Source organism: Nocardia sp. KT25-26 (assembly GCF_056627695.1).
On sequence record NZ_CM152813.1, the window covers coordinates 3,195,949 to 3,222,071 of the forward strand.

At 67.8% G+C, this 26,123-nt stretch carries 23 protein-coding genes and 2 pseudogenes; 16 read left to right on the plus strand and 9 right to left on the minus strand.

Annotation, left to right across the window (positions count from 1 at the left end; genetic code table 11):
* Nucleotides 1-88 precede the first annotated feature (88 nt).
* The 3 genes and pseudogenes from AC1HFH_RS14510 to AC1HFH_RS14520 all read right to left on the minus strand — a co-directional run bounded on the left by AC1HFH_RS14510 (nt 89) and on the right by AC1HFH_RS14520 (nt 2,041).
* A complete protein-coding gene (locus AC1HFH_RS14510) occupies nt 89-748 on the minus strand; it encodes a DUF8020 domain-containing protein (RefSeq protein ID WP_480243303.1) in 660 nt (219 codons plus the stop codon).
* A 275-nt stretch (nt 749-1,023) separates the two neighbouring features.
* Nucleotides 1,024-1,494 carry a DUF5994 family protein gene (locus tag AC1HFH_RS14515; RefSeq protein ID WP_480243304.1) on the minus strand — a complete coding sequence of 157 codons (471 nt, stop codon included), beginning with the start codon at nt 1,492-1,494 and terminating at the stop codon, nt 1,024-1,026.
* Nucleotides 1,491-2,041, minus strand: a pseudogene (locus AC1HFH_RS14520) (DUF5994 family protein). Before AC1HFH_RS14520 ends, AC1HFH_RS14515 begins: the two are co-directional and overlap by 4 nt.
* 141 nt (nt 2,042-2,182) lie before the next feature.
* On the opposite strand from AC1HFH_RS14520, the gene pepN reads away from it, so the two are divergent.
* The 11 genes and pseudogenes from pepN (at nt 2,183) to AC1HFH_RS14575 (ending at nt 15,486) form a co-directional block, all read left to right on the plus strand.
* The gene (gene pepN / locus AC1HFH_RS14525) at nt 2,183-4,657 is read left to right on the plus strand and encodes an aminopeptidase N (protein ID WP_480243305.1); all 2,475 of its coding nucleotides are present in this window, start codon (nt 2,183-2,185) and stop codon (nt 4,655-4,657) included.
* Nucleotides 4,658-4,979: 322 nt separating this feature from the next.
* Nucleotides 4,980-5,801, plus strand: coding sequence for a GntR family transcriptional regulator (locus tag AC1HFH_RS14530; protein ID WP_480243306.1), 822 nt, complete (start codon nt 4,980-4,982; stop codon nt 5,799-5,801).
* A 2-nt stretch (nt 5,802-5,803) separates the two neighbouring features.
* A pseudogene (locus tag AC1HFH_RS14535) lies at nt 5,804-8,517 on the plus strand (fumarate reductase/succinate dehydrogenase flavoprotein subunit).
* Nucleotides 8,517-8,744 carry a 4Fe-4S dicluster domain-containing protein gene (locus AC1HFH_RS14540; protein WP_480243307.1) on the plus strand — a complete coding sequence of 76 codons (228 nt, stop codon included), beginning with the start codon at nt 8,517-8,519 and terminating at the stop codon, nt 8,742-8,744. Before AC1HFH_RS14535 ends, AC1HFH_RS14540 begins: the two are co-directional and overlap by 1 nt.
* A gap of 26 nt (nt 8,745-8,770) precedes the next feature.
* Nucleotides 8,771-10,183 (plus strand): ABC transporter substrate-binding protein, encoded by a 1,413-nt coding sequence (locus AC1HFH_RS14545; protein WP_480243308.1) that lies wholly within the window; start codon nt 8,771-8,773, stop codon nt 10,181-10,183.
* Nucleotides 10,180-11,043 carry an ABC transporter permease gene (locus tag AC1HFH_RS14550; RefSeq protein WP_480243309.1) on the plus strand — a complete coding sequence of 288 codons (864 nt, stop codon included), beginning with the start codon at nt 10,180-10,182 and terminating at the stop codon, nt 11,041-11,043. The genes AC1HFH_RS14545 and AC1HFH_RS14550 overlap by 4 nt, the downstream gene beginning before the upstream one ends.
* Nucleotides 11,040-11,846 carry an ABC transporter ATP-binding protein gene (locus AC1HFH_RS14555; RefSeq protein WP_480243310.1) on the plus strand — a complete coding sequence of 269 codons (807 nt, stop codon included), beginning with the start codon at nt 11,040-11,042 and terminating at the stop codon, nt 11,844-11,846. The genes AC1HFH_RS14550 and AC1HFH_RS14555 overlap by 4 nt, the downstream gene beginning before the upstream one ends.
* A complete protein-coding gene (gene fdxA, locus AC1HFH_RS14560) occupies nt 11,843-12,178 on the plus strand; it encodes a ferredoxin (protein WP_480243311.1) in 336 nt (111 codons plus the stop codon). The genes AC1HFH_RS14555 and fdxA overlap by 4 nt, the downstream gene beginning before the upstream one ends.
* Complete coding sequence (locus AC1HFH_RS14565) at nt 12,175-13,557, plus strand: FAD-dependent oxidoreductase (RefSeq protein ID WP_480243312.1); 1,383 nt, start codon at nt 12,175-12,177, stop codon at nt 13,555-13,557. Before fdxA ends, AC1HFH_RS14565 begins: the two co-directional genes overlap by 4 nt.
* 20 nt (nt 13,558-13,577) lie before the next feature.
* On the plus strand, nt 13,578-14,717 hold the full coding sequence (locus AC1HFH_RS14570; RefSeq protein WP_480243313.1) for an Mrp/NBP35 family ATP-binding protein: 1,140 nt from the start codon (nt 13,578-13,580) through the stop codon (nt 14,715-14,717).
* 148 nt (nt 14,718-14,865) lie between these two features.
* Entirely contained in the window at nt 14,866-15,486 is a 621-nt protein-coding gene (locus tag AC1HFH_RS14575) for a hypothetical protein (protein ID WP_480243314.1), read from the plus strand.
* Here AC1HFH_RS14575 and AC1HFH_RS14580 read toward each other — a convergent pair.
* The 3 genes from AC1HFH_RS14580 to AC1HFH_RS14590 all read right to left on the minus strand — a co-directional run bounded on the left by AC1HFH_RS14580 (nt 15,463) and on the right by AC1HFH_RS14590 (nt 18,058).
* The gene (locus AC1HFH_RS14580) at nt 15,463-16,626 is read right to left on the minus strand and encodes an RNA polymerase sigma factor (RefSeq protein ID WP_480247852.1); all 1,164 of its coding nucleotides are present in this window, start codon (nt 16,624-16,626) and stop codon (nt 15,463-15,465) included. The two genes, AC1HFH_RS14575 and AC1HFH_RS14580, sit on opposite strands and share 24 nt — an antisense overlap.
* Before the next feature lie 5 nt (nt 16,627-16,631).
* Nucleotides 16,632-17,039, minus strand: a complete 408-nt coding sequence (locus AC1HFH_RS14585) for a YciI family protein (protein WP_480243315.1) — start codon at nt 17,037-17,039, stop codon at nt 16,632-16,634.
* 104 nt (nt 17,040-17,143) lie between these two features.
* Entirely contained in the window at nt 17,144-18,058 is a 915-nt protein-coding gene (locus tag AC1HFH_RS14590; protein ID WP_480243316.1) for an oxygenase MpaB family protein, read from the minus strand.
* A gap of 126 nt (nt 18,059-18,184) precedes the next feature.
* Here AC1HFH_RS14590 and AC1HFH_RS14595 point away from each other — a divergent pair, with 126 nt between their 5' ends.
* Nucleotides 18,185-18,832, plus strand: coding sequence for a TetR/AcrR family transcriptional regulator (locus AC1HFH_RS14595; RefSeq protein ID WP_480243317.1), 648 nt, complete (start codon nt 18,185-18,187; stop codon nt 18,830-18,832).
* Nucleotides 18,833-18,998: 166 nt separating this feature from the next.
* Nucleotides 18,999-20,159, plus strand: coding sequence for a BtrH N-terminal domain-containing protein (locus AC1HFH_RS14600; protein ID WP_480243318.1), 1,161 nt, complete (start codon nt 18,999-19,001; stop codon nt 20,157-20,159).
* A gap of 21 nt (nt 20,160-20,180) precedes the next feature.
* Here AC1HFH_RS14600 and AC1HFH_RS14605 read toward each other — a convergent pair whose 3' ends face one another.
* The 3 genes from AC1HFH_RS14605 to AC1HFH_RS14615 all read right to left on the minus strand — a co-directional run bounded on the left by AC1HFH_RS14605 (nt 20,181) and on the right by AC1HFH_RS14615 (nt 22,146).
* Nucleotides 20,181-20,570, minus strand: a complete 390-nt coding sequence (locus tag AC1HFH_RS14605) for a VOC family protein (RefSeq protein ID WP_480243319.1) — start codon at nt 20,568-20,570, stop codon at nt 20,181-20,183.
* 164 nt (nt 20,571-20,734) lie between these two features.
* Nucleotides 20,735-21,331: a dihydrofolate reductase family protein gene (locus tag AC1HFH_RS14610; protein ID WP_480243320.1), complete on the minus strand. Its 597-nt coding sequence runs from the start codon at nt 21,329-21,331 to the stop codon at nt 20,735-20,737.
* Complete coding sequence (locus AC1HFH_RS14615) at nt 21,328-22,146, minus strand: metalloregulator ArsR/SmtB family transcription factor (protein WP_480243321.1); 819 nt, start codon at nt 22,144-22,146, stop codon at nt 21,328-21,330. The genes AC1HFH_RS14610 and AC1HFH_RS14615 overlap by 4 nt, the downstream gene beginning before the upstream one ends.
* Nucleotides 22,147-22,239: 93 nt before the next feature.
* On the opposite strand from AC1HFH_RS14615, the gene AC1HFH_RS14620 reads away from it, so the two are divergent.
* The 3 genes from AC1HFH_RS14620 (at nt 22,240) to AC1HFH_RS14630 (ending at nt 26,053) form a co-directional block, all read left to right on the plus strand.
* Entirely contained in the window at nt 22,240-22,569 is a 330-nt protein-coding gene (locus tag AC1HFH_RS14620; protein ID WP_480243322.1) for an ArsR/SmtB family transcription factor, read from the plus strand.
* 37 nt (nt 22,570-22,606) lie between these two features.
* Entirely contained in the window at nt 22,607-24,748 is a 2,142-nt protein-coding gene (locus AC1HFH_RS14625) for a heavy metal translocating P-type ATPase (protein WP_480243323.1), read from the plus strand.
* Nucleotides 24,749-25,069: 321 nt separating this feature from the next.
* Nucleotides 25,070-26,053, plus strand: a complete 984-nt coding sequence (locus tag AC1HFH_RS14630; RefSeq protein WP_480243324.1) for a helix-turn-helix domain-containing protein — start codon at nt 25,070-25,072, stop codon at nt 26,051-26,053.
* Nucleotides 26,054-26,123 lie beyond the last annotated feature (70 nt).

Consider the following 26,123-nt stretch of genomic DNA (forward strand, 5'->3'; position numbering starts at 1 on the left):
AATGCTCCGGTGTGGTCGATCCGGGAACCCGAAACGGATCGAGTGGCAGTGCGGAGCCGGAATCGTGCTCCGGCCCCGCATCGCCGGGTCAGGGCAGGACCTGCGGGATCACCTGCGGCGCCACGGCGCCGACCAGAGCGCCGATGGCCGCGCCGATGAGCGCATTGGGGCCGCCGACCAATGCCACACAGGGCAGATACAGGATCATCGTGGTGATCGCCGGAATACAGACGACAGCGCCGATGACCGCGCCCACCCCGGCGCCGATGGCGGCGCCGTTGAGGGCCGGATTCGGGTACTGGGCCGCCGGATTCGTGGCAACGGCTTTCAACTCTGCTTCGGCGGCCTGCCCGACCTCGGGGGTCATCGTCAGGGTGCGGCCGTCGTCGGCAACGGTCGGGGCGAGGTCGATGCTGTTGCCGCCGGCCGTGGCCAGGCTCGTCGGGAGCTGGTGCACCGGGGTGCCGTCGGCCTTCGTCACGGTGACGCTCGACGCGTCGTCGGCGAGCACGAAGCGGCCGTTGTCGATGTCGGCCGTGATCGTGCTCAGGTCGGGGGCCACGCTGGTCCGGTACCCGACGCCGTCGGCGGCGAACGATGCCGACAGGCCCTCGGCCAGCCGGGCCTGCTGTTCGCCGTCGGCGGTCGCCGATGCGGTACCGGCGGTCACCATGGTGGCGGCGACGGCGAACGGTAGTGCGCCGACCAGTACCTGGCGCCCGGCGCGGGCAAGAGTGCGATGGACCATGGGTGTGGATCTCCCCTCCGGCGCCTCCGGGGGTGCGATACGCCCGGAAGGCTCGAAACAGTGCTGTCGATGGACCGAGGGAATTCGTTGCCGCCGAGGCCGGAGATGGGTTCCGGGGTGTGCTCGGCCGCGGGCATCGACCTGACTGTGGTGCTGCTGGCCTACCGCCGCGATCGGAACCCGTTACGCCGAACCGGCTGGATCGAGTGGAACCCCACCACCGGGAGGCTTACCACCGGATATCAATGACGTATAGGTCCGGACCGGCAGTCGGCCTAGAGTCGGTCGGCCGCGGCCCCGACCGCCGAACGCATCTGTTCATGCGCTCGGTCTGTGCTGGTGTCGGGATCGATCACCAGCAATCTGAGGCGCCGATCGTGAGGTCCTGATACATACATCACCTGGGGCGGTTGGTCCGGAAGCGCCCCGGTGACGTCGATCCCGTCGGGAGCGTCGATGTTCCGTTGCGACCGGCTGAGACGATTCCAGTCGAAGCTGATCCGGGTGGTCTCGCCGAGTCGCGTGGTGAGGGCACTGACCAGGTCGTGCAGTTCTGCGGTGAGGTTGTCGGTTCTCGGCCACCACACGCCGTCGACATCGCGGGCACCCGGTTCCCGGTCACTCAGTAGCAGTCGTGGAGTGCGGGTCGGTGCGAGGAACGGTTGTCCACCATCTGCGGTTGGCTCGAACCGGCCGAGACCACGGTCGGTGCCACCACCCCGGCTATGTTTCGGATTCTGTGTCATGTCCTGCCTCGCGTAGGTTCCACCGCGCTGTGGCCGCCGTCGTCGTCCCAGCGGCGCAACGCGGCTGCGTTCTGGATGTGATCGAGCCCGATGCGGATGTCTGCGGCGATGAGTTCGTCGGAGGTGAGCACATTGCCCTGCCGGGCTGCGGCCCGAAGCAATGTTCGGGCGGTGACTTCCCTGGTTTCCGGGGGAATGACCAGCAGTACGAAGCGGGCACCGTCGAGCCCCACCACACAGAGCGTATGACCGGGCAGATGTCGGTACCCGTCCAGGTGAACCGAACGCCCGCCGATGGTTGTGCGCCTCGGTGCGGGCGACCAGGAGTCCAGGTTGTACATGATTCGGTGGCGCGCCCGGCCAGCAATGCCTCGAGATCGGCGGCTTCGGCGACCAGGGTGTTCGTGCGTGGCCACCAGGCTCCGTCCACAGCTCCGGGTCGGTGTGCGCGCGGTGGCCGCGGCTGCCCTGAGCCGGGAGGTTCGGCGCCACGCAGAGCGAAGCGGACCTGGTGCTCCACCAGCATCGGCTCGTGTTGTAGCGTCATCACGACGCTCCTGACCGGACCGCATGACGGTCCCTGACGTTTTCGCCGGGTACGACGAGACCACGGCGGTGAGTGCGGGCAAATCCCCGCAAGACCATCCTACCCGCTGGTCCTTCCGGCAGGGTGTTGCAGGATCGAGGGGTGAACTCCGCAAATTTGACCCGTTCCGAGACCACTGCGCGATCTGCTGCGGTCGAGGTCCGTGCCTATCGAGTCGAACTCGACCTGTCGGGGGCGCCCGACCGGGGAGAGGCCGGGTTCGCGACGACCACGACGGTCGAGTTCGCCGCGAGCGTCGACCGGACCTGGCTCGACTTCATCGGCCCCTCCGTCGAGTCGGTGCGCGTGAACGGGCGGGACGTGCCGGTCGAATACGACGGCGCCCGGATCGAAATCGGTGGCCTGATGGAGTCGAACGTGGTCGTCGTCCGGGCGACGGGCGCATACAGCCGCTCCGGGGAAGGCTTGCATCGGTTCTCCGATCCGGCCGACGGTGCTACCTATCTGTACACCCAGTACGAGCCGGCGGACGCGCGGCGGGTCTTCGCCTGCTTCGAACAGCCGGATATGAAGGCGCCGTTCACCTTTACCGTCACCGCGCCGTCCGATTGGCAGGTGGCCTCGAATCAGTCGGCCGCGCGAACCGAGACGTCCGACGGTCGCCGGACGGTGGAATTCGCGCCGACGCTGCCGATATCCACCTACATCACGGCGGTCGCTGCGGGGCCGTACCACCGGGTCGAATCCTCGTGGTCGCGGGACGATCTCACGGTGCCACTGGCAATCATGTGCCGCGCCTCACTGGCCCGGTACCTGGACTCGGACACCCTCTTCGAGGTGACCACACAGGGCCTGGACTTCTTCGCCGAACAATTCGACTACCCGTACCCGTGGGGCAAATACGACCAGGTGTTCGTTCCCGAATACAACCTGGGTGCCATGGAGAATCCCGGCCTGGTCACCTTCACCGAGTCCTATCTCTTCCGCGGCGCCGCGACTGCCGCCCAGTACGAAGGCCGGGCCAATACGATCCTGCACGAGATGGCGCACATGTGGTTCGGCGACCTGGTCACGATGGCGTGGTGGGACGATCTGTGGCTCAAGGAGTCCTTCGCCGACTACATGGGTGCGCTCGCGAGCAGTGAGGCCACCGAATGGACCGACGCGTGGGTGGCCTTCGCCAACCGACGCAAGGCCTGGGCCTATTCGCAGGACCAGCTGCCGACGACGCACCCGATCGTCGCCGACATCGTCGATCTCGAGGCCGCCAAGCTCAATTTCGACGGCATCACCTACGCCAAGGGCGCCGCGGTGCTGAAACAGCTGGTCGCCTACGTCGGCCGGGAGGCGTTCTTCGCCGGCGCGCGCCGCTACTTCCGGGCGAATGCGTTCGGCAACACCACCCTGGCCGACCTGCTCACCGAATTGTCCGCCGAATCCGGCCGCGATCTGGCGCGCTGGGCGAAGGCGTGGCTGCAGACATCCGGAATGTCCACGCTGACGCTCGAAGACGGCGCGATCGTGCAGACCGATCCGCGTCCGCATCGGCTGGCCGTCGGACTCTACGATTTCGACACCACCGGCGACCTGGTGTGCCGCGACCGAGTGGAACTGGACCTCGTTGCCGAACGCACCCCGGTCGAGCTACCGCCCGCGCCGCTGCGGCTGCTCAACGACGGCGACCTCACCTACGCAAAGGTCCGCCTGGACGCGGAATCGCTGACCACCGTGGCGCGTTCCCTGGACCGGGTCACGGACCCCCTGGCACGGGGGCTGATCTGGTCGGCCCTGTGGAATGCGGTGCGCGACGGCGAGCTCGACCCGCAGCAGTACCTGACGATGGCGCGCGATTTCGCACCGGCCGAAACGAATACGGCGCTGCTCACTGCCGTCCTCGCGAACGCGTCGTTCGCCATCGGTCACTACCTGTCCGATGCGGTGCAGCAGCGGTGGCGCGCCGACTGGCTGGACGCATGCTGGACGGCCATGTCCGCCGCCGAGGCGGGCTCCGGTGCCCAACTGGCCTGGGCGCGGGCGACAGCGAACGCGGCCACAGTCGAGGGCCGGCGCGCTGCCGACATCCGGGCGATACTGGACGGCCGGGTGGCCGCCCCGGAAGGCCTGGCCTTGGACCCCGACCTGCGTTGGGCGCTGTGGACCGCGGTCGCCGCAACCGGTGCCGCCACCGCCGCCGACCTGGATGCCGAACTCGACCGCGACGACACCGCCTCCGGACGCACCGCCCGGTTGCGCGCGCTCGCCGCCCGGCCGACCGCCGAGGTCAAGGCCGAAGCGTGGGTGGCGGCCCTTGACGACACCGCCTTGACCAACGACCACCTGGACGCCGTCATCACCGGATTCCGGGCCGGTCGGCGCCGCGACCTCCTCGCCCCGTACGACACCGAGTACTTCCGGCGTCTGACCGGGGTGTGGGAACAGCGAAGCATCGAGATCGCGCGCCGGATCGTGGTCGGCCTGTTCCCCGCCACCGAGTCACTCGACCTTGTCGATGCCTGGCTCGGGGCGCATCCGGGTGCGCCGGGCGCGCTGCGCCGGCTGGTTCTCGAACAGCGCGATCACCTGGCGCGCGACCTGCGGGTACGCGGCCGTCGTTGAGCGACGCCCAGCGGTGCGGTGCGCCGCCGGGCACGGGTGACCGAGCCCGGCGGGCATGGGGAACGGTGAATGCTCTCGACGGTGGCGCGTGGATGCTACTGCCGAGGCGTGGCGGACGGAAGCCACCCGAAGCACACGGCGCGTCGTGACCCCGAGTGGTGTGAAATGCGTAGATTCGTCGGTGTCGCCGACACGGCGAAATGTAATAGCGATACCACATATCGTGAGGTAGTCGCGTTGTGAACCGGTCGGAGACTGGCGTAACCAACCGGTAATTGCAGAACACGCCGACCGTAACGAACGGTTTCCACCATCTAGCCGCATGACAGCCAGAACGATCATGCGGCACCGGGCCGCAACACCCGGAACCAGCGCCGGGCGGCGCAGCGCACCCGCCCGCCGCATCAGGGACATTCTGCGGGCCCGCATCCGCAGCGGGGTCTACGGCACCCGCCCACTGCCGTCCGAAGCGCAGCTCACCGCCGATTTCGGCGTCAGCCGGAACGCGGTTCGTGATGCCCTCGCGCTGCTCCGTGACGAAGGCCTCGTCGATCGAGTCCCGGGTGCCGGGACCTTCGTGGTCGCCGAAAAGGCCGTTCAGGGACTGGACCGGTTGCGCGGCCTGGCCGAGACTTTCGAGACCGGCAGCGGTCGAATCGTCAACCAGGTGCTGTTGGCCGAGGTGGTACCGGCCACCCCGATCGTTGCCGAGCGACTGGAACTGCAGCCGCGTGCGCCGGTGGTCTCGCTGGAACGCATCCGATGTCTGGACGGCGTTCCACTGTCCCTGGATGCGAGCTATCTTGCCGCAGATATCGGCGCGCCGCTGCTCGAGATGGACCTGGCCGGATGCGATGTGTTCCGCCTCGTCGAGTCCGAGCTGGGGTTGCCGCTGGAGTCCGCCGCGGTCTCCATCGAGGCGGTGGCCGCCGATCCGACCGTCGCGGGACTGCTCGCCGTGCGACCCGGGTCACCACTACTACTGCTGGAGCGGCTCACCTATGCCGATTCCGGCCGTCCGGTCGATCTGGAATACCTCAGATTTCGTGGCGACCGATTCTCGCTGTCCGGCCTGTTGAATCGCGTTCCGGTGACGCCGGACCAGCACCGGACCACACCGACCGAAGGAGCCGAAGCACTATGACGATGGAAATCCCACCCCTGGCCCCGCGCCGCGAGCTCAGCTGTGACGTGTTGATCGTCGGCGGCGGAACCGCCGGAACCATGGCAGCGCTCACGGCTGCCCGCAACGGTGCGAATGTTCTGCTCTTGGAAAAGGCGCACGTACGGCATTCCGGGGCGCTGGCCATGGGAATGGACGGGGTGAACAACGCTGTCGTACCGGGTAAGGCCACCCCGGAGGACTACGTCGCCGACATCACTGTCGCCAACGACGGCATCGTCAATCAGCGCACCGTATATCAGACCGCGACCCGCGGGTTCGAGATGGTGCAGCGCCTGGAGGCGTACGGGGTCAAATTCGAGAAGGACGAACACGGCGAATACGCCGTGCGCAAAGTGCACCGGTCCGGCAGCTACGTACTGCCGATGCCGGAAGGGCGCGATGTGAAGAAGGTGCTGTATCGCACCCTCCGGGCCCGGGATGTCCGTGCCAAGGTCACCATCGACAACCGGGTGATGCCGGTCCGAGTGCTCACCCGGGGCGGTGTGGCGGTCGGCGCCGCCGGGTTCGACACGCGGACCGGCGAGTTCGTCACCGTCTCGGCCGGCGCGGTGATTCTCGCGACCGGTGCCTGCGGCCGGTTGGGGCTGCCGGCGAGCGGGTACCTGTACGGCACCTACGAGAATCCGACCAATGCCGGAGACGGCTACGCAATGGCATATCACGCCGGAGCCGAACTGTCCGGGATCGAATGTTTCCAGATCAATCCGCTGATCAAGGACTACAACGGCCCGGCCTGCGCGTATGTTGCCAATCCGTTCGGCGGCTACCAGGTCAATGCCGAAGGTAACCGGTTCGTCGATGTCGACTACTGGTCGGGCCGGATGATGGCCGAGGTCAAACGGGAACTGGACAGCGCCAGGGGGCCGATCTACCTCAAACTCAGTCACCTTCCGGACGCGACGATCGGCGAGATCGAGGGCATCCTGCACACCACCGAGCGGCCCACGCGGGGTACGTTCCACGCCGGCCGCGGAACCGACTACCGGACGCGCGATATCGAAATGCACATCTCGGAAGTCGGGTTGTGCAGCGGCCATTCGGCCTCCGGCGTCTGGGTCGACGAAAACGCGGCGACCACGGTGCCCGGACTGTACGCGGCCGGTGATATGGCGCTGGTCCCGCACAACTATATGATCGGCGCCTTCGTCTACGGCGATATCGCCGGGGAACAAGCCGCCGGATATGCGCGCGCCACGGACCGGCTACCGCTACCGGCCGACCAGATCGAAGCCGCGCACGACCTCGTGTACCGCCCGCTCCGCCATCCCGACGGTCCGCCCCAGCAACAGGTCGAGTACAAGTTGCGCCGGTTCGTGAACGACTACCTGCAGCCACCGAAGACACAGAGCTATCTGACTCTCGGTGTGGAGGCGTTCGAGCGGATGCGCGGCGAGATCGACCGGATGGGCGGGCGGACCCCGCACGAGCTGATGCGCTGCGCCGAAGTCACCTTCATCCGGGACTGCGCCGAGATGGCCGCCCGGGCCTCGCTGCGGCGTACCGAAAGCCGCTGGGGCCTCTACCATCAGCGGGCCGACCATCCGGATGCCGACGATGCCGACTGGTTCTGTCATCTCAACCTGTTCCGTGGCGAGACCGGTGAGATGCTCTTCCGGACCAGGCCGGTCGCACCGTACATCGTGCCGGTCCCCGGCTTCGACCGGCCGGACGGCGTAGCCGACGAACCGGCGCCGGAGCCGCCCGGCTCCGGGTGGGAGGAGCACCGGGCCGCGGATCGGCAGCCCTCCGCAGTATCGGGGGTGTCTCGATGAGCGTCCGCCTGCTCGAGCTGATGGAGCTCGCCGAGGAATGCCCCGACCTGGACGAACTGCGGCCCTTCCTGACCGACCCGGATGCCGAAGTGCGGCGGACCGCGTTGTCGGTGCTCAGTGAGACCACGGAGGAGTGGACCGAATCCGCGCCGGTCTTCGCCGTCGCGCTGGCCGATTCTGCTGCCGCGGTGCGCGACACTGCGGTGGGCCTGCTCACCGAACTGGTCGAGGTGCTGGTCCCGGGACCCGAATTCGAGTCCGCGCTGCGCGCCGGCGCCGCCGCACCCGAACCCTCGGTGCGAGCGGCCGCGATCGAGGCGTTGTGGCGGCATCGCAGAACCACCGCCGCCGAACTGTTCGGTTGGTTCGACGATTCGGATCCCGACGTCCGCCGGGCCGTCGTCGCCGGACTGACCTCGGTGGACGCACTGCCCGAACTCGATACGGCGGCCGCCGACGCGGAACCACGAGTGCGGATCGCAGCGGCCAAAGGCATCGCGGCCGTCGGCGATCCACGGGGTGCGGCCACGCTGACCCGGCTGATCGGTGATCCGGACCCGTTGGTCCGGGCCGCCGCACTGACCGGTCTCGCCGCCACCGGGTGCGGCACCGAGCCCGCGGCCATGGCGGCCGCCGCGCTCGGTGACCCGGCGTGGCAGGTCCGCCAGGGCGCCGCAATTGCACTCGCCGTCGTCGATTCGGAATTCGCGGTGCAACACCTCATTCCGGCCATCGGAGACGACAACCTGGACGTTCGCAAAGCCGTCGTCCGAGGCCTGGCGGAGCACATCGCCGAACGACCCGAGATCACCACAGCCCTGCATGCGGCACTCGAGGACCCGGACGCCGACGTCCGGGCCGTCGCCCGCATCGGAATCACCAACGCTCGAAAGGACAACTGATGGCTCAGGCCGAAAACCGTGTCGACGTCCCGGTCACGATCGACGAATCGAAATGCATCGTCGGCTGCACCCTGTGTGTCGACATGTGCCCGCTGGATTCCCTGGCGATCCATCCCGATACCGGCAAGGCGTACATGCACGTCGACGAGTGCTGGTACTGCGGCCCCTGCGCCGCGCGGTGCCCCGTGGACGCGGTGACCGTCGACATCCCACTGCTGCTGCGCTGACGCCGGCAGCCATCGAGAGGTGCACGATGAAATCGAAAACACTCGCCGCCGCGACCTTCGCGGTAGCCCTCGCGGCCGCCGGATGCGGCGCCGGCGGTGAATCGGACGGCGACACCGTGGAGGTGGCCATCGGCTACCAGTCGAAAACCATCAACACGGTGACGGCCGGAACCCTGATGCGTGAACTCGGCCTGCTGGAAGAGGAACTGGCGGCGATCGGCGCCGCCGAGGGAAAGACCTACCGGGTGTCCTGGCACGATTTCGCTTCCGGCCCGCCTCTGACCGCCGAGATGATCGCGGGCAAAGTACATATCGGGTCGATGGGCGACTACCCGCTGTCGGTGAACGGGGCAAAGACGGCTCAGCTCGGGGACGTGAAGACCCGCTGGGTCTCGACCACCGGCTACAACCTGCTCGGCACCCTCAACCAGATCGTGGTCCCGGAAACCTCGGACGCGGAGACGCTGTCCGATCTGCGCGGGGAGGTCGTGTCGACGAGCCTCGGTTCGACTGCGCACGGCAATCTGGTGAGTGCACTGGACTCCGCCGGGATGTCACCCGACGATGTCCAGGTACTCGGTCAGGATCCTCCGGTCGGGGTGACCGCCCTGGAATCCGGGCAGGTGGCCGCGTTGGCGCAGTTCGTCCCGTTCCCGCAGCGCGTCATCTTCTCCGGCGCCGGCCGGCTGCTGCACGACGGGAACACCGGGGTGCCCACCTTTCACGGTGTCGTGGCGAACGAGCAGTACACGAACGCCCATCCGGAAGTCCTGCAGGCATTCCTGACCGCGCAGCGGGAGGCGACCGAGTACCTGTACGAGAACCCACTCCGAGCGGCGCAGCAGGTGGCCGAGGCAACGGGAATTCCGCCCGAAGTGGTCTACCTGTACAACGGGCCGAACGGCGTCGTCACCTTCGACCCGACGATCAAGGACGAACTGATCGGTGCCGTCGAGACCGGGCTGCCGTTCCTGAAAGACCTCGGCGCATTGGAAGAGCTCGATGTCGAATCGTTCGTCGACACTGCGCCGCTCCGGGAGATCTACGGCGCCGACTACGAGCAGGCGGCCGCAGCACTGTCGAATCCGGCGACCCTGACCGGGCACGACGCGGTCTGCGATGTCGATGTCTCGGATCCGGCCACGGCCTCGGAAGCGTGGCCGGCGGACTCCGACACGACCCGGGTCGCCGCGACGCCGACCTGCCTACTGCGGCTGGTGGCGCAGGGTGGGGAATTCCGTGCCCTGTACGTGCCGGACACGGAGTCGGGGACCAGGATCTTCGGGCACGCGGCGACCTGGGTGTACGACGATTCCGCCGCGCCGGACTCCGTGATGCTGCCGTTCGGCTCGGTCGACGGCGCGCAACGATATGTGCGCGACCATCCGGACTCGGTGCTACTGGACTACGCCACGGCCCTGACGGAGGTGCAGTCATGACAACGACCGAAACCTATCCGCTTCCCGGTGTCGCGCTGCCGGCCGAACCGGCTGCCCGCCAGGCCCGTCGCGCGCTGCCGCGAGCCTTCCGCAGTGTGCTGAGACGCCTGCTACCGGTGCTGCCGGTCGGATTCGTGGTACTGGTCTGGTACCTACTGACGGCGAACGATGTCATCGCCTGGCTGCGATTCGACAAGATCCCCGGTCCCGGAGATGTGGCCACAGCATTGCAGGCCCAGCTCGCCAGCGGGGTGTTCTACGAGCACATCGTGGCGAGCCTGCGCCGGATCCTGTCCGGTTTCGCCATCGCCGCGTCCGTGGGCGTGCTCGTCGGCATCGCCGTCGGCAGGTCGAAGGTCGCGGCCGCGCTGATCCGGCCGCTGATCGAGGTGGCCCGGCCGATTCCGGCGATCGCGCTGGTGCCGATCGCCATCCTGCTGTTTCCCACCAGTGAGCAGGGGATCGTGTTCATCACCTTTTTCGCGGCTTTCTTCCCGGTGACCGTGGCCGTCGTGCACGCCATGAAAGCCATGCCGACCGTGTGGACGGATGCGGCGCGCACCCTCGGCGCCTCCCGGTGGCAGGTGCTGGTCCACGTGGTCCTGCCCGGTGCGATGCCGGCCATCTTCTCCGGGCTGTCGGTGAGTATGGGCGTGGCCTGGATCTGTGTGATCAGCGCCGAGATGATCTCCGGGCAATTCGGGGTCGGTTACTGGACCTGGATGTCGTACTCGCTGCTGGACTACGCGGGTGTGGTCACCGGAATGCTGACCATCGGCGTACTGGGATTCGGAACCGCCTGGGCAGTGGAACTGATCGGACGGCGTGTGAACCGATGGCTGCCGGGTGAAGCGCGATGAGCACACTCGAAACTTCCGGCGCCACAGTAGATATCCGGGACATGCAGGTCGATTACCCCGACGGACCGGCGGCGCGGCTCGACCTCCGGGTCGCGGCGGGGGAAGTGGTGGTCCTGCTCGGGCCATCGGGGTGCGGCAAGTCGACCGTGCTGCGGGCGCTGGCCGGACTGCTGCCGATGGCGGCGGGCGGGGCCGAGGTGGACGGCGAGCCGATCGGTTCGTCCGGCAGGCAGTGCGCCATGGTGTTCCAGGAGGATGCGTTGCTGCCGTGGCGAAACACCCGCCGCAACGTCGAGTTCGCCCTGTCGCTGCGGGGTGTGAAGCGAGGGGAGCGACGGGCCGTCGCGGACGACCTGCTGAAGCAGGTGGGCTTGCACGGATTCGAGGACCATCTGCCGGGTCGGCTGTCCGGTGGGATGCGCCAGCGGGTACAACTCGCCCGGACACTGGCTGCCGAGCCCCGGGTGATGCTGATGGACGAACCGTTCGGAGCGTTGGATGCCCAGACCCGAACGGATATGCAGCAGTTGCTGATCTCGGTGTGGCAACGCCACCGCACCACGGTGCTGTTCGTCACCCACGATGTCGACGAGGCCTTGTTGCTGGCCGACCGGATCGTGTTGCTGAGCCCGCGTCCGGCCGGCATCCGGCGCATCGTCACCATCGCCGATCCGCGTAGCCCCGGTGCCCGGTTCGAACCCGAGTTCGCCCGGCTGCGATACGAGATCCTGGCCGCGCTCGGGGAGAACTCCGAGCCGGTCCCGGAACTCGCCACCGACAACAGCAGAGGAGAAGACTCATGACATTCGTGATCGGCGAAGCCTGCGTCGACGTGATGGACCGGGCATGCGTGACCGAATGCCCGGTCGACTGCATCTACACCGGCGGCCGGATGGCCTATATCCATCCCACCGAATGTGTCGACTGCGGTGCCTGCGAGCCGGTATGCCCGGTCGAGGCCATCCACATCGCCGACGATGTACCCGAGGGGCAGGAGGAGTTCGTGGCCGAGAACGCGAAATTCTTCGACGAGCCGCTTCCGGGCCGTCCTGCACCACTCGGATCACCCGGCGGCGCAGCCAATGTCGGTGATCTCGGGGTGGACACCGAATTCGTGGCGGAGTTCCGCCGATGAATACCGTGGACCGTGCCCTCCGGGTCGCGATCATCGGGTCCGGGCCGGCGGGAATCTACGCCGCCGATGCGCTGATGAAATCCGGTACCAGCGTGAGCATCGACCTGCTGGAACGCATGCCTGCACCCTTTGGGCTCATCCGGTACGGCGTCGCCCCCGATCATCCGCGGATCAAAGGGATCGTCACCGCACTGCACAAGGTGCTGGACAAACCGGACGTGCGGTGGCTCGGCAACGTCGGGTACGGAACGGATCTGTCGATGGCCGAGCTGCGCCGGTTCTACGACGCAGTGATCATCGCGACCGGCGCCGCCGCCGACCGGGCGCTGGATATCCCGGGCATCGGGCTCATGGGCTCCTTCGGGGCAGCCGATTTCGTATCCTGGTACGACGGACATCCGGATGCGGCCCGCACCTGGCCTTTGCATGCGAAACAGGTCGCCGTGCTCGGCGTCGGCAATGTCGCGCTGGATGTGGCGAGGGTCCTGGCCAAGACCGCCGACGAATTGCTGCCCACCGAGATCCCGCCGAATGTCCACTCCGGACTGCAGGACAATCAGGCGGTCGAAGTACACGTCTTCGGGCGCCGCGGACCCGCCCAGGCCAAATTCACGCCGTTGGAACTGCGCGAGCTCGACCATTCCCCGAATGTCGAGGTGATCGTCGACCCGGCGGATATCGAGTACGACGCAGGATCGGCCGCGGCGCGCCGGAACTCCAAACAGGTCGACATGATCTGCACCACCCTGGAGCAGTGGGCCATCCGGGACCGTACCGATCGGCCGCATCGGCTCCACCTGCACTTCTTCGAGAATCCGATCGAGGTGCTCGGCGAGGACGGCGCGGTCACGGGCCTGCGGACCGAACGAACCGCACTGGACGGCAGCGGCAACTGCAGCCCGACCGGGAGAACCACCGATTGGGACGTGCAGGCCGTCTACCGGGCGGTCGGCTACCGCTCGGAACGCCTGCCCCTGCTGCCCTTCGACGAAGGCACCGGCACGATTCCCCACGAAGCTGGACGGGTGGTCACCACCGCCCCCGCCGGGGAATCGGGCCACCACCTGCCCGGCGTCTACGTGACGGGATGGATCAAGCGTGGTCCGGTCGGTCTCATCGGGCACACCAAGGGAGACGCCAACGAGACCGTCGCCTGTCTGCTCGCCGATATGGCGGATCTGGTTCCGGCTGCCGAGCCGGAACCAGATGCCGTCACCGCCTTCCTGTCCCGCCAGGGAGTGTCCTACACCACATGGTCCGACTGGTACCGCCTCGACGCCTACGAGAGGTCGTTGGGCGAAGCGGAGGGCCGGGAACGGGTCAAGGTGGTCGATCGCGAAGACATGCTCCGCGCCTGCGGATCGCTCGACCCCAGGTGAACCACGATCGAAGGAGACCCATGGTGTCCGATGCTGCACCGTCCCAGCTCGAGCGTGCCCACGTCACGGAGGCACTGAACTCTGTCCACGACCCCGAAATTCAGCGACCGATCACCGAACTGGGCATGGTCGAGCGGATCGATATCGACTCCGCGCACACCGTGACCGTGGCCGTCCTGCTCACCGTCGGTGCTTGTCCGCTACGTGAGCGGATCCGAGACGACGTCTGCTCGGCAGTGCGGGCCGTTCCCGGAGTTTCCGGTGTCGCCGTCGAGTTCGGTGTCATGTCGGATGCTCAACGCACCGAACTGCGGCAGCGTCTCCGTGGTGACGAACCGGCGATCCCCTTTGCACAGCCGGAGTCGCTCACCCGGGTGTACTGCATCGCCTCCGGAAAAGGTGGTGTCGGGAAGTCCAGCGTCACGGTGAATCTCGCCGTCGCGATGGCCGACCAGGGGCTCCGGGTGGGGGTGCTGGACGCCGACATCCACGGGCATTCGATTCCGGCCATGCTCGGCTGCACAGCCGGACCCACCCAGGTGGAACGGATGCTGATGCCGCCAGCCGCGCACGGGGTGAAGCTCATGTCCATTGCGATGTTCGTCGACGGCAACGAACCGGTGGTGTGGCGTGGCCCGATGCTGCATCGGGCCCTGCACCAGTTCCTGGCCGACGTCTACTGGGGAGATCTCGATGTCCTCCTGATCGACCTGCCGCCCGGAACCGGTGACATCGCCATCTCGCTCGCCCAGCTCGTCCCCACCGCAGAGCTCCTGGTGGTGACCACGCCGCAGCGCACCGCCGCGGCAATTGCCGAACGGGCCGGGCTCGTCGCAGTCAAGACCGGGCAACGGGTGGTGGGTGTGCTGGAGAACATGTCCGGGTTCGACACCCCCGAGGGAGTCCATCTGACCCCGTTCGGCAGCGGTGGCGGTGACATCGTCGGTGACCGGCTCGGCGCCGCCCTGGGCAGGCCCTGTCCGGTGCTGGGGCGTATCCCCTTCGACCCGGCCGTGGGCGCGACGGGCGACGCCGGGACCCCGATCGTCCTGGCCGGGGAGCCGACCGCTGCCGCTGCGGCGTTTCGCGCCGTCACCGAACGGCTCACTTCGCGGCCGCGAGGGTTGGCCGGGCGCCGGCTGTCGGTCGCCACGTCGTAGAACCGGCATCATGAAGCGACCCCGGCACCCGGAAGGGGCGCGGCAGCCCGGCGATGTCGCGCCCCTTGCCACTGCGCCGGCGGGGGAGCAGGGTAAGAGGCACCGGTGGCGCCACCGGGCGCTGCCCCGAGCAGAGAGGGGGTGGATCGTGTTCGCGCGATCTACCACTATTCAGGCGCAACCCTCCGCTATCGACGCCGGGATTGCGCATGTTCGCGATGTGGTGTTGCCCGCGCTGCGGGAGATACCCGGATGTACCGGGCTGTCGCTCCTGGTCGATCGGTCCACCGGTCACTGCATCGCCACCAGTGCCTGGGAGTCCGAGGGCGAGATGCACGACAGCATGGAACTCGTCGGACCGCTACGGGACCGTGCGCTCGCGGTGTTCGGTGGTGGTGCACAGCTGGAGGAATGGGAGATCGCCTGCCTGCATCGCGCCCACCATGCGAGTGACGGTGCGTGTGCGCGGGTGACCTGGGTGAAGACCGACCCCAGCCGGATCGACTCGGCCGTCGAGATCTACAAGGTCGCGACCTTGCCGGCGATCGAGGAACTGGACGGGTTCTGCAGCGCCAGCCTGATGGTCAACCGGAAGTCCGGGCGGGCCGTGTCCTGCACCACCTACGACAGTGCCGAAGCGATGCGGGCGAACCGCGAGCAGTCGGCGGCGCTGCGGGTCGACGCGGCGCGGCAGACCGGAGTCGAAGCCCTGGACGTGCGGGAATTCGAGCTTGCCCTGGCCCACCTACGGGTCCCGGAGCTGGCCTGACCGCTGCTCGGTGTTGAGCCGGGCGGCGTGGCGCACCAGGTGATCGCGTTCGGCGAGGCTGGGCGCCTGCCGGGCGGCCTCGGCGTAGAGGCGTGCCGCGGTCGCCGGATCCCCGTTGCGTTCGTGGAGGTGGGCTGCGACGGCGGTGTACCGGGGGAGCCGAGGATCGAGTTCCGCCAGCGCGGCGAGACCGGCCGGTGCGCCATCGGCCTCGCCGACCGCCACCGCCCGGTTGAGGCGCACCACCGGGCTGTCGGTGAGCCGGACGAGTTCGTCGTACCATTCGACGATCTGCACCCAATCGGTCTCCGCAGCGGTGCGGGCATCGGCGTGCAGGGCGGCGACGGCGGCTTGTGCCTGGTATTCACCGAGCCGGTCGCGCGCGAGCGCGGTCTGGAGGATGCGCACGCCCTCGGCGATCATGCGGGTATCCCATCGGCTGCGGTCCTGTTCGGCGAGGGGGACCAGGCTGCCGTCCGGACGGGTGCGGGCCGCCCGCCGGGCATGGTGCAGCAGCATGAGCGCCAGCAGGCCCGCTGCCTCTTCGTCGTCGGTCCGGGAGACGAGCTGGCCGGCCAGCCGGATCGCCTCGGCAGCGAGATCGACATCGCCGGAGTATCCCTCGTTGAACACCAGGTACAGCACCCGCAGTACCCGGCCGAGATCGCCCGGCCGGTCGAAACGTTGCTGCGATACGGTCCGTTTGGCCCGGCTGATCCGCTGGGCCATGGTGGCCTCCGGGACAAGATAGGCGTCGGCGATCTGTCGGGTGGTGAGGCCGCCGACGGCACGCAGGGTGAGCGCGACGGCGGACGCCGGGGACAACGCGGGATGTGCACACAGGAAATAGAGCTGGAGGGTGTCGTCCACCGTCGGTCCCGGGCCCGGTGCGGGTTCGGCATCGACCCGCACCTCACGCTGCCGGCGGGCCGATTCCGACCGGGCGGCGTCCAGGTACTTCCGCCAGGCCACGGTGACCAGCCAGCCCTGCGGGTCGCTCGGCGTCTCGTCCGGCCATACCCGCAGCGCCTCGATCAGGCCCTCCTGCACGGCATCCTCTGCCGCCGCGAACTCGCCGCCACGGCGGCAGAGGATGCCGATCACCCTGGGTGTGAGGGTGCGCAACAGGACTTCGTCCAGCACGCTCATTCGCTGATCGTCGGCGGCGCGGTGAGTAGTGGGCGCAGCTCGAGCCATTCGTGGATCGGCTTCCCGCCTGCACCTGGGGCGGCGGACAGCTCACCGGCCAGCTCCAGTGCCCGGTCGTAGCTGTCGACGTCGATCACCATCCAGCCGGCGATCAGGTCCTTGGTTTCGGCGAACGGGCCGTCGGTCACCGGGGGCTTGCCTTCGCCGTCGTAGCGGACGAAGGTGCCCTCCGGTGCGAGGGCCCGGGTGTCGACGAACTCGCCCGTTTGCTCCAGGCGCTTCGCGAAATCCTGCATGTACTGCACATGTGCGGCGACTTCCTCGGGTGTCCACTTGTCCATCGGCACGTCGTTGATCGACGCCGGGGCACCCCGGTAGTGCTTGAGCAGCAGGTACTTGGCCATGGTGTCCTCCTCGGTGCGGTACGGCCCATTCTGGCCGTTTTCACTCCGGGGACGGAGCAGCACACGGGTTCTCGACATCGCGCCGAAAGAAATTTGCGGCGCGGCTACTTCGGTGCCGAGAGCCCCGCTTCGGGCGAGGTGTGGACGACTGGGCAGCCGCCGCGGGGGAAGGTGCCGAGTTCTTCGATCCGGTAGCCGTCGGGGTAGGAGCGGATGAATCCGGTGTCCTCCGTCGGCTGCGGCTTACGCCGCGGCGGAAGCAGGCGGACCAGCTTGCCGCGAAGCGTCAGGCCGAGGGCGACGAGCCGCTTCTCCAGGGCAGTCGGGTGCCGGTAGTGCAGTGCGTCGAGAAGTCGGTCGTCCATCAGGCACCGCGCCAGGCGATGGCTGAGCGACGCGGGGAGCAGATTGAAGGGCGAGTAGGTGGCCATCACCTGCAGCGTTGCCTCGGCCACGGCGTGGCCGCCCGCGCTGTAGCCGAACCGCGCGGCTTCGTAGTCGTCGTAGAACCGCTCCCACTCGGCGTAGGTCTCCGGAATGTCCTTGATGCCCATCCGGCGACTCAGGCCTCGGACGTGGTTGGTGACGGCGACGATCTCGTGGTCGCTCAGCGAGCGCCAGCCGAAGGTGTTCACCCAGCGGACCGGGCCGATGAGCAGGCTGGCGGCGGTGTAGACCATGTCGTCGTTGGCGATGTCGTAGGCGCCGTGCATGTTGTTCAGCCGGCGGAAGGCCCGTTTCGCGGTCGTGGAGTCGTAGTCGTGCTCGATGAAGGTCGCGAGGATGATCGCGGTGTCGTCGATCCGCTTCTGCGGGGTGTCGACATAGGTGCCGGTCCGGCCGAGCAGATCACCGATACTCGGCACCGCGAAGGTGTGGAACTGGGCGAGGGCGCCGGAGTAGAACATGTCCCAGGGGAATTCGTGCTGGTGCAGGATGCGGACGATCTCCCGGCAGTCCTTCTCGGCATCGAGTCGATCGATCGTCCGCTTCCACTCGTAACGGCCACGCAGGTCCATCGTGATCACCTTTCGGCTTCGGTGGCGACCGGACCGGTCGCCACCGGCCCGCGTGAGACTCAAATGTAAAATCAGTCTCACTTCGGACTATGGCACAGGTAGGTGCCCGCGTGGAAGGATTATCCGGTGACTTTTTCCGGCGAGCTGGTGTCACGGGCGGTGGAGCTGAGTCGCCGGGCCGATCCGGCGCCGGATCCGGGGGACGACCACGTATTCGATGCGGCCCTCGGGATCCTGGACACGAAGCCCCTGGCCCAGATCACCATGGACGAGATCGCCGCGGCCTCGGGCGTCGGCCGAGCCACCCTGTTCCGGCACTACGGCTCCAAGCAGCGACTGTTCGAACGGCTGCTGGCGCGGGACACCCGCCGCTTCCTGGATGACATCGATCGTTCCCGCCGCGCCACCCCGGACCCGATCGAGCATCTGGCGAACACCTTCGCTGCCTGCCTGGACTGGCGCGACCATCCGATGTTGAACCGCCGGGATCCGGCCGGCGTGGGCGAGTTCCTGGCCGACCTCGGATCGGGTGATCCGTCCCCACTGTTCCTCGGTCAGGAGGCGGTGGCCGCCATGCTCCTCGAATATCAGCGAGATGGCAGCTTGCCGCCCGCCGATGCTCGGCGGCAAGCCGAGATCCTGGTCCACCTGATGCTCGGCTACCTCGCTTCCCCGGGGCCGTTCACCGATCTGACGGACCGGGTTGCCGTGCGTGAACTGGCCGTCACCTACGTCGCACCGATCGTGCTGTCGCCGTATCGGCGTGATGGATGATCCCCGTACGAAAGTGGGGGACCGGCTGCTGAGTCTCGGACGGCGAACCGACGCGGGGAGTGGGACGTTGCGCCGACCGCATTGCTGGAGCAGGGGGTCCGGTAGCTGAAGGGATCACACCGAACAGCACTCGGTACCTCGAGGAATAGTATCTGGCTACGTAGATATGCGCATCAAACAATTAGTCCTCATCCAAACCAACAACACCACTCACCTAGACCTGCAAACCAACGTCCCGACACATCGCCAATCTGCTTCGACCAGGGAGCCGAGCCTCCGGAGTGGCATCTCCAGCTACTGGAGGTGCCACTATCGAGATATGCCCACCGTGCCCGATATCGATGGCCGAGCAATGCAGCACTGCGAGACGACCACGCTGGGGGTGTTGCTGCGGCATCGGGGAATCGATCTGTCCGAGCCGATGCTGTTCGGCCTGGGTTGCGGGCTCTCGTTCGTCTATTGGGACAGCAAGCAGCTGGAGTTCCCGTTTCTGGGCGGACGTGTGAAGCCGTTCGAACTGACGCGCAATCTCGCTGCCGGGTTGGGGCTGGAGCTGGTGGTTCGGGAAACGGCCTCACCGCGCAGAGGCTGGGCAGATGTGGTCGACGTGCTCGATGGGGGAGACCCGGTCGGGTTGCAGCTCGACAGCTACCACTTGGACTACTTCGGGTCGAAGGTGCATTTCGGTGGCCACATCGTCGCCATGTACGGCTACGACGACCGGAACGCGTACTTGGTGGATACGCGCGGACAGGGCGGCAGCGTGGTGACCGGCCGGTCGAGTTTGGCGGCGGCACGGGCGGCCCGTGGCCCGATGACCGTACGGCATCGCTCGTTCACGCTCACGGCACCTCGGGAACTGCCGGCACCACGAGACCGGATGCTGCAGGCGATCGAGAGGTGCGCCGACGCTTTTCTGAACCCGCCGATCGCCAATCTCGGATACCGCGGGATCGAAAAAGCTGCGCGACGGGTGCCGACCTGGTGGGAGCGTACCGGCGATCCTCGACGGGTTCTGCAGCAGGCTGCGATGTTGATGGAGTACGCGGGAACCGGAGGTGCCCTGTTCCGGAATCTGTATCGGGACTTCCTGGCCGAATGCTGCGTTTGGGTGGACAGTGCCGACCTACGGGCCGGGTATCGACGGTATGCCGAGGCTGCCGACCTGTGGACGGAGGTTGCCGCGCTGATCGCCCGGTCGGGGGAGACCGGGGTCGCCCAGCACCTCGACGAGGCGGGGGTGCTTCTCGCCGACCTGTCGCGACTCGAGCGGACGGCGATGGAGCTGTTGCGCAAGTCGGCGCCGGGCGGTCCCGGCACGGTGTGAGTCGTACCGAGGCCGGGGACGTCACGCGCCGGCGGTCTCCCACAGCCCGATGAGATTGCCCTCGGTATCGGTGAAGTAGCCGACGAAACCCATCTCGCCGACGGGCATCTTCTCGGTGACGACGGCGCCGCCGGCCGCAGCGGCCCGGGCCAACGCATCGTCCACGCTCGGCACATCGATCACGATGTTCGAGGCCTTGCCGGGGAACATGTCGCTGCGTTCGTACATGCCGCCGTTGATGAACCCGGCCTCGGTGGGGCCGGATTCGGGGTCCGACGGTCCGGTCATGACCATCGTGTACTCCATCTCCGGGACCGGCATGACCTGCCAGCCGAACGTTTCGGAGTAGAACTTGCGCGCCCGGTCGCCGTCGTCGAATGGGATCTCGAAATGCACCACCTTGCCCGACATCGCACCCTCCAGGGAGAAGATCTTCGGTTCGGCCGATCGTTCGTGCAGTGCGCCGGAGGAGACGGCTGGGTCGATCAGCCGCGGGATTACAGGTCGAGGATACTCCGGTGAGGTGCGCCCCACACCGGTCGCGCAGTCGGTGTGGGGCGCTGCCGCAGGGCAGGTCAGCGGGTGCGGTCGTAGATGACGGCGAGTTCGCCGAGTGCACCCGCTTCGCTGTGGGTGAGCTGCCAGCCGGATGCCGGTAGCCCGTCGTCGAACAGCCGCTGCCCGCCTCCGGCGATCTCCGGGCAGATGAGCAGGTAGAGGCGATCGATCAGGTCCTCGGCGAGCAGGGCCCGGGTGATGGTGGGGCTGGTGTTGACGAGGATCTCGCCGGTACCGTGCGCGCGGAGATCGGTGACGACGTCGGCAGCGGGGGCGTCGATGATGCGGGCGTTGTCCCAGGGTGCGTCGGTCAGGGTGGTCGACAGGACCACTTTTTCGGTTTTCATCAGCCACTCGGCGTAGCCGCGATCGCGTGGGTCGGCGGTCGCGTCGGCGGCGACGGTCGGCCAGAACCCGAGGAATCCTTCGGCGTTGCCGCGGCCGAGGAGAGCGGTCGTGGCGTCGCGGTGGATCCGGGCGAGGTGGTTGCGCCCGACTTCGGTGGTTGCGTAGCGGACGATCGGGCCGAGGTCGGCGGGGCCGCCCGGGCCGTTGTAGCGGCCGTCCAGGGTGAGGGCGATATTGGCGGTGACCTTGCGGGTGTCGGTGCTCATGCGCGGGGGTCCTTTTCTGTGGTGGTGCCGAGGGTGTCGGTGAGGATGTCGAGCACCTGGCCCCAGCCGGTTTCGATACCGGCGATGAAGGCGGCGGACTCGATCGTGGTGTCGGTGATGTCGAGGTCGAGCCGGAGGCGGGTGCCGGCGGCGTGGTCGGTGAGTGCGAGATGGTAGGCGCCGGTGAACAGAACGGTCCCTGCCTCGGCGAGTACCGCGAGATCGAAGTCGAGCCGGGCGGGCGCGGTGGCGGCGTGTACCCGGCCTTCGGATCGGTGGATCCGGCCGTCGGAGTCCCGGTATTCGAGGACGGTGCGACCGCCGGGCTCGGGTTCGATGATGCAATCGGTGAGGGTCATCGACGGTGGTGCCCACCAGGTTTTCAGCAGTTGCGGGTCGGTCCAGTACCGCCAGGCGGTGTCGCGGTCGACCGGGAGTTGCCGCTCGAAGCCGAAGTGGCGGCCGTCTGCCCAGCGGTCGCGGGTTGCGGCCGCTGTTTCGGTCTCGATGGCGGCGCGGTAGCGCTCCAGGACGTCGCGTTCGCCGGCCTGTGCAATGGCGGTGGCCGCGAGTTCGCGGAGGCGGTCGCCGAACTCCTGCAGGGGTGCGGTTTCGATTGCGTAGACCCGTCGCTGACCGAGCGGGAAGACGGCGACCAGTCCGGCCTTGGTCAGTGTCTGGAGGTGTTTGGTGGTCTGGGGTTGTCGCAGGCCGGTCAGTTCGGCGAGTTCTCCGACCGAGCGTGGGCGCTCGGCGAGCAGTTCGACGATGCGCCATCGGGCGCTGTCGCCGAGTGCCGATGCGATCCGTTCCATGGCGATAAGAATTCCACGGAGTGAATATTCCTGTCAAGGAATATCTGTGGCTACATGATTTTCTGGATTCAGAAAATGATGTACCGTCCAGGTGTGGAGACATTGCTGCACTCGGATGCACTCGCCAGGTTCGGGCACGTCTTGTCCGACGCCACCCGGACGCAGATTCTGCTGAGCCTGCGGTCCGGGCCCGCTTATCCGTCCGAGATGGCGGAGCGGATCGGGGTGTCACGCCAGATTCTGTCCAACCACCTGGCCTGCCTGCGCGGGTGCGGACTGGTGGTGTCGGTGCCCGAGGGGCGGCGCAATCGATACGAACTGGCCGATGCGCGGATCGGGCATGCGCTCGGCGACCTGCTGGGAGTGGTGCTGGCCGTCGATCCCGCATGTTGTGCAGATGCGCAGTCCGCGCAGTGTTGCTGACGAAGCCGAAATCGGGTGATACGGAGGTGAGGCCGGAATGAGCGACGCATGCTGTGGAACCGACGCCGCCCCAGCCGAGCACGGCCCGGCCGAGCAGCCGCCACGGGTATGGCAGGTGCGGGAACTGCAGGCGGCCGCAGCCGCCGGAGTGCTCCTGGTCGCCGGGTTCGTCACCGGCTGGACAGTGTCGCCGACCGCGGCAGCGGTGCTATATCTGACCGCGGCTGCCGTCGGCGGTGCGACATTCGTGCCGGGCACGCTGCGTGCGCTGCGCCGGGGCCGGATCGGGGTGGGCACCTTGATGACCATCGCGCTGGCCGGGTCGCTGATCCTGGGTCAATTCGCCGAGGCCGCCATGCTCGCCTTCCTGTTCTCCATCAGTGAGGCCCTGGAGGACTATTCGCTGACCCGCACCCGGCGTGGTCTGCGGGCCCTGATGACGCTGGTTCCGGACCGGGTGCGGGTGGTGGGTGCCGAGGGCGGCACCGTGATCCGGGCGGCCGAATTGCAGGTGGGGGACCGGATGCTGATCCGTGCCGGTGACCGGATCGCCAGCGACGGGATCGTCCGGAGCGGCCGATCGAGCCTGGATACCGCGGCGATCACCGGGGAATCCGTACCGGTCGAGGTGGGTCCGGGGGATTCGGTGTACGCCGGGTCGATCAATGCGCACGGTGTGTTGGAGGTCGAGGCGACCGTGACCGTCGCGGACAACTCGCTCGCGAAGGTGGTGCGGGTGGTCGAGGACGCGCAACGACGCAAGGGGGTGCGACAACGGCTCGCCGATCGCTTGGCCGCACCTCTGGTGCCGGCGGTGATGGTTCTCGCCGCGGCGATCGCCGGCGTCGGTGCGGTGCTGGGTGACCCGGCGGTCTGGGTCGAACGGGCCCTGGTGGTGCTGGTCGCTGCCGCGCCCTGTGCCCTGGCGATCTCGGTGCCGGTCACGGTGATCGCGGCGGTGGGTGCGGCCTCCCGACTCGGAGTGCTGGTGAAAGGTGGTGCGGCCCTCGAAGCGCTGGGCGCCGTGCGTACCGTGGCACTGGACAAGACCGGGACGCTGACCCGGAACCGGCCCGCGGTCGTGGACATCGTGGCGGCGCCCGGCTACACCCCCGAGCATGTGCATGTGGTTGCAGCCGCACTGGAGTCGGGTAGCGAACACCCGCTCGCCGCGGCGATTCTGGCGGAGGCCCCCGCGGCGAGCCGGGCCGCAGCGGTCACCACCGTTCCGGGTGCGGGAGTCGAAGGCACGGTCGACGGGCTGCCTGCCCGGCTCGGCAAACCCGGGTGGGTGGCACCGGGTGTGCTGGCAGCTTCGGTGAACCGGCTCGAGGATGCGGGCGTCACCGTGGCGGTCGTCGAACTGGAACACACCGTGATCGGCGCGATCGGCGTCCGGGATGAACTGCGCCCCGAAGCCGCGGAGGCGGTGGCTGCGCTGCACCGGGCCGGCGTCGCGACGCCGATGCTGACCGGCGACAATCCCGGTACCGCTCGGGCGCTCGCGGTGCGGGCGGGTATCGCCGACGTGCATGCCGGGCTGCTGCCCACCGACAAGGCCCGCCATGTCGATCGGCTCCGCCGGGAACGTCGTGGTGCGGTGGCGATGGTGGGGGACGGGGTGAACGATGCTCCGGCGCTCGCGACCGCCGACGTGGGTATCGCCATGGGCGCCATGGGGACCGATGTGGCCGTCGAAACGGCCGATGTGGCGTTGCTGGGCCACGATCTTCGGCACCTGCCGCAGGCGGTGCGGCACGCCCGGCGGGCGCGGGCGATCATGCTGCAGAACATCGGTCTGTCGGCGGCGATCGTGGTGTCGTTGGTGCCGCTGGCCGCCACCGGCGTGCTGGGGTTGGCAGCCGTTGTGTTCATCCACGAGCTGGCAGAGGTGTTCGTCATCGGAAACGGGGTGCGGGCGGCGCGGCTCCGGCCGCTGCCGAATACGCAGTCACCCGGGAGGACAGCGGAATCCGGCCCGGATACCGGACGCACAGTCGGGTGCGCGTGTTGCCCGCCTCCGGATGGGGCCGCCGCAGATTCGGCGGTACCGGCGCGGCCCGGGGGTGTGCTCGCATTGGAGCCGTCGCCGATCGTTGTCGAACCCGGGCCGGTGGATGCCGCCTGCGAGTGTTGTACCGGCGTGGCATCGGCCGCGGAGTCACGGCAGGGCCGATGACCGGTTCTCACGATTCGGTCGACAGCCGGTTGCCGTGGAAAGCTCCGCGCTGGGAGAGGCGATGTCGAGGACCACCCGCTGGCCGCCTTCGCAGGCGTTGAGTCGGGTGGAAGACGAAGGCGGCCGGACCCCGACCCGGCGGATATCGGCGGGAACCGGCATCGGTGGACCCAAGGGAGCGGATGTCCACCGATCGGTGGGCACATCGGTGCGTTCGATGCCTTCGCTGCAGGTTACGACGGTTGCCGAGTGCTGGCGTCCGTTGTGCTGCTGCGGTGTGGCAGCTCGGCGAACGGCCACGTACATGTGAACATGATGATCATGAGCGAGCACGAGGTGGTCGTGAGGGGGCCGACGATATCGACGGACGAGGCTGCGCCGTACGAGGCATTCGACCTGTGGGCATCGATATTCGGCGACTCGATCCTGCCGTGCGCGATCGAACCCGTCGCCGACGGGCCGTTCCGGGGCGCGCTGACGCCACAGGTGATGTCGGAACCGCTGTCGATTGCGCTGGTGCACCACAGTGCCCAGGTCGCCCGGCGCAATCCGAGGCATATCAGTCGCGCCACCGAGTCCTATGTTGCTGCCGGAATCACGGTGTCCGGCAGCATCGAAGTCGCCGGGGTCGACCGGACGATCCGGGTGCCCACCGGTGCGATGTTCATCGTCGACGGTGAGCAGCCGCAGGTTGCGCGCACCACCGAGTACCGGGGGATTCTGATCAGGGTTCCCAGGAATTTGCTGGTTCGTGCCACCGGTCTCGGCGACGATGCGTTCCCGGTTGCCTCGATGCTGCCTCCGACGGCGCACGGTGGGCTGGCGATCGACTTCTTCCGGCGGTTCGTCGAACTGCCCCCGGATGTATTGGGGTCGGCCCCACTGCTCGATGTCGGAGTGCGACTACTGGGTGCTGCAATCGCGACCGAGGTGGGACGTGATCCTGATATCGACTCTGCTCATGCGCTCGTGCGTGAACATGTCGTCGCCTACCTCCGGGGCCACCTCGATGATCCGTCGATGAGTACGGAGAAAATCGCTCAGGGCTGCGGTATATCCCGCCGGAAGCTGTTTCGAGTGCTCGGTGACGATGTGGGTGGACCGATGACTGTCCTGCGCAGGATGCGGCTGGAACATGCGTGTGAGCTGCTCGTATCATCGCCCGACCGCACTATCTCGACGATTGCCGACGATTGCGGATTCTCCGGTGACCGCAGTTTCTATCGAGCGTTCCGAAGTGAAATCGGGATGACACCGTCCGAATATCGGGAAATCCACGTGGCCGTTCCGGTCGATGGGCGGTGACGATTCACCTCCTGTTCCGGTGTGGCCATGGTGGCACTGGAGGTCACTGGACCGGCCTGCGGTGTCGGTG

Coding starts and splice junctions, on each gene's coding strand:
- AC1HFH_RS14510 (WP_480243303.1), bottom strand. CDS start 748: ATGGTCCATCGCACTCTTGCCCGCGCCGGGCGCCAGGTACTGGTCGGC.
- AC1HFH_RS14515 (WP_480243304.1), bottom strand. CDS start 1,494: ATGACACAGAATCCGAAACATAGCCGGGGTGGTGGCACCGACCGTGGT.
- AC1HFH_RS14530 (WP_480243306.1), top strand. CDS start 4,980: ATGACAGCCAGAACGATCATGCGGCACCGGGCCGCAACACCCGGAACC.
- AC1HFH_RS14540 (WP_480243307.1), top strand. CDS start 8,517: ATGGCTCAGGCCGAAAACCGTGTCGACGTCCCGGTCACGATCGACGAA.
- AC1HFH_RS14545 (WP_480243308.1), top strand. CDS start 8,771: ATGAAATCGAAAACACTCGCCGCCGCGACCTTCGCGGTAGCCCTCGCG.
- AC1HFH_RS14550 (WP_480243309.1), top strand. CDS start 10,180: ATGACAACGACCGAAACCTATCCGCTTCCCGGTGTCGCGCTGCCGGCC.
- AC1HFH_RS14555 (WP_480243310.1), top strand. CDS start 11,040: ATGAGCACACTCGAAACTTCCGGCGCCACAGTAGATATCCGGGACATG.
- fdxA (WP_480243311.1), top strand. CDS start 11,843: ATGACATTCGTGATCGGCGAAGCCTGCGTCGACGTGATGGACCGGGCA.
- AC1HFH_RS14565 (WP_480243312.1), top strand. CDS start 12,175: ATGAATACCGTGGACCGTGCCCTCCGGGTCGCGATCATCGGGTCCGGG.
- AC1HFH_RS14570 (WP_480243313.1), top strand. CDS start 13,578: ATGGTGTCCGATGCTGCACCGTCCCAGCTCGAGCGTGCCCACGTCACG.
- AC1HFH_RS14585 (WP_480243315.1), bottom strand. CDS start 17,039: ATGGCCAAGTACCTGCTGCTCAAGCACTACCGGGGTGCCCCGGCGTCG.
- AC1HFH_RS14590 (WP_480243316.1), bottom strand. CDS start 18,058: ATGGACCTGCGTGGCCGTTACGAGTGGAAGCGGACGATCGATCGACTC.
- AC1HFH_RS14600 (WP_480243318.1), top strand. CDS start 18,999: ATGCGCATCAAACAATTAGTCCTCATCCAAACCAACAACACCACTCAC.
- AC1HFH_RS14605 (WP_480243319.1), bottom strand. CDS start 20,570: ATGTCGGGCAAGGTGGTGCATTTCGAGATCCCATTCGACGACGGCGAC.
- AC1HFH_RS14610 (WP_480243320.1), bottom strand. CDS start 21,331: ATGAGCACCGACACCCGCAAGGTCACCGCCAATATCGCCCTCACCCTG.
- AC1HFH_RS14615 (WP_480243321.1), bottom strand. CDS start 22,146: ATGGAACGGATCGCATCGGCACTCGGCGACAGCGCCCGATGGCGCATC.
- AC1HFH_RS14625 (WP_480243323.1), top strand. CDS start 22,607: ATGAGCGACGCATGCTGTGGAACCGACGCCGCCCCAGCCGAGCACGGC.
- AC1HFH_RS14630 (WP_480243324.1), top strand. CDS start 25,070: ATGAGCGAGCACGAGGTGGTCGTGAGGGGGCCGACGATATCGACGGAC.